The organism is Pseudalkalibacillus sp. R45, assembly GCF_052246725.1.
GTDB lineage: Bacteria > Bacillota > Bacilli > Bacillales > Fictibacillaceae > Pseudalkalibacillus.
Genome location: NZ_JBQQCL010000042.1, coordinates 1 through 2199, shown reverse-complemented (window position 1 = coordinate 2199; position 2199 = coordinate 1). Strand labels below are relative to the sequence as shown.

1 rRNA gene is annotated in these 2199 nt (G+C 54.4%); it reads right to left on the bottom strand.

Going from position 1 to position 2199, the window contains the following annotated elements:
- Nucleotides 1–2199, bottom strand: a 23S ribosomal RNA gene (locus ACTWQL_RS24760); the annotation flags it as partial.

The window sequence follows — 2199 nt, the reverse complement described above, 5'->3', positions numbered from 1 at the left end:
CCACGCTTCCACACCAGACCTATCAACCTCATCATCTCTGAGGGATCTTACTCGCTTGACGCGATGGGAAATCTCATCTTGAGGGGGGCTTCATGCTTAGATGCTTTCAGCACTTATCCCGTCCACACGTAGCTACCCAGCTATGCTCCTGGCGGAACAACTGGTACACCAGCGGTGTGTCCATCCCGGTCCTCTCGTACTAAGGACAGCTCCTCTCAAATTTCCTGCGCCCGCGACGGATAGGGACCGAACTGTCTCACGACGTTCTGAACCCAGCTCGCGTACCGCTTTAATGGGCGAACAGCCCAACCCTTGGGACCTACTTCAGCCCCAGGATGCGATGAGCCGACATCGAGGTGCCAAACCTCCCCGTCGATGTGGACTCTTGGGGGAGATAAGCCTGTTATCCCCAGGGTAGCTTTTATCCGTTGAGCGATGGCCCTTCCATGCGGAACCACCGGATCACTAAGCCCGACTTTCGTCCCTGCTCGACTTGTAGGTCTCGCAGTCAAGCTCCCTTGTGCCTTTACACTCTGCGAATGATTTCCAACCATTCTGAGGGAACCTTTGGGCGCCTCCGTTACACTTTAGGAGGCGACCGCCCCAGTCAAACTGCCCACCTGACACTGTCTCCGAACCGGATCACGGTCCTGGGTTAGAATTTCAATACCGTCAGGGTAGTATCCCACCGACGCCTCCACCGAACCTGGCGGTCCGGCTTCGAAGGCTCCTACCTATCCTGTACAAACGATACCAAAATCCAATATCAGGCTACAGTAAAGCTCCATGGGGTCTTTCCGTCCTGTCGCGGGTAACCTGCATCTTCACAGGTACTATAATTTCACCGGGTCTCTCGTTGAGACAGTATCCAAGTCGTTGCACCTTTCGTGCGGGTCGGAACTTACCCGACAAGGAATTTCGCTACCTTAGGACCGTTATAGTTACGGCCGCCGTTTACTGGGGCTTCGATTCAGAGCTTCTCCCGTAAGGGATAACCCCTCCTCTTAACCTTCCAGCACCGGGCAGGTGTCAGCCCCTATACTTCGCCTTACGGCTTCGCAGAGACCTGTGTTTTTGCTAAACAGTCGCTTGGATCTTTTCACTGCGGCTCTCTCGGGCTTGCACCCTATCAGAGCACCCCTTCTCCCGAAGTTACGGGGTCATTTTGCCGAGTTCCTTAACGAGAGTTCTCCCGAGCATCTTAGGATTCTCTCCTCGCCTACCTGTGTCGGTTTACGGTACGGGCACCTCTTTCCTCGCTAGAGGCTTTTCTTGGCAGTGTAGGATCAGGGACTTCGGTACTCTAGTTCCCTCGCCATCACAGCTTCGCCGTATGGTGGACGGATTTGCCTATCCACCGGCCTAACTGCTTGGACGCGCATATCCATCAGCGCGCTCTCCCTACCTTCCTGCGTCCCCCCGTTGCTCAAACGGAAAGGAGGTGGTACAGGAATTTCAACCTGTTGGCCATCGCCTACGCCTTTCGGCCTCGGCTTAGGTCCCGACTAACCCTGAGCGGACGAGCCTTCCTCAGGAAACCTTGGGCTTTCGATGGAGAAGATTCTCACTTCTCTTTTCGCTACTCATACCGGCATTCTCACTTCAAAGCGCTCCACGAGTCCTTCCGGTCTCGCTTCTCAGCCCTTCGAACGCTCCCCTACCACTGTACCAAAGGTACAATCCATAGCTTCGGTGATACGTTTAGCCCCGGTACATTTTCGGCGCAGAGTCACTCGACCAGTGAGCTATTACGCACTCTTTAAATGGTGGCTGCTTCTAAGCCAACATCCTGGTTGTCTGGGCAACTCCACATCCTTTTCCACTTAACGTATACTTGGGGACCTTAGCTGATGGTCTGGGCTGTTTCCCTCTCGACTACGGATCTTATCACTCGCAGTCTGACTCCCGTGGACAAGTTCCTGGCATTCGGAGTTTGACTGAATTCGGTAATCCTGTGGGGACCCCTAGTCCAATCAGTGCTCTACCTCCAGAACTCTCACCACGAGGCTAGCCCTAAAGCTATTTCGGGGAGAACCAGCTATCTCCGAGTTCGATTGGCATTTCACCCCTACCCACACCTCATCCCCGCACTTTTCAACGTGCGTGGGTTCGGGCCTCCATTCAGTGTTACCTGAACTTCACCCTGGACATGGGTAGATCACTCGGTTTCGGGTCTACGACAACGTACTCATGCGCCCT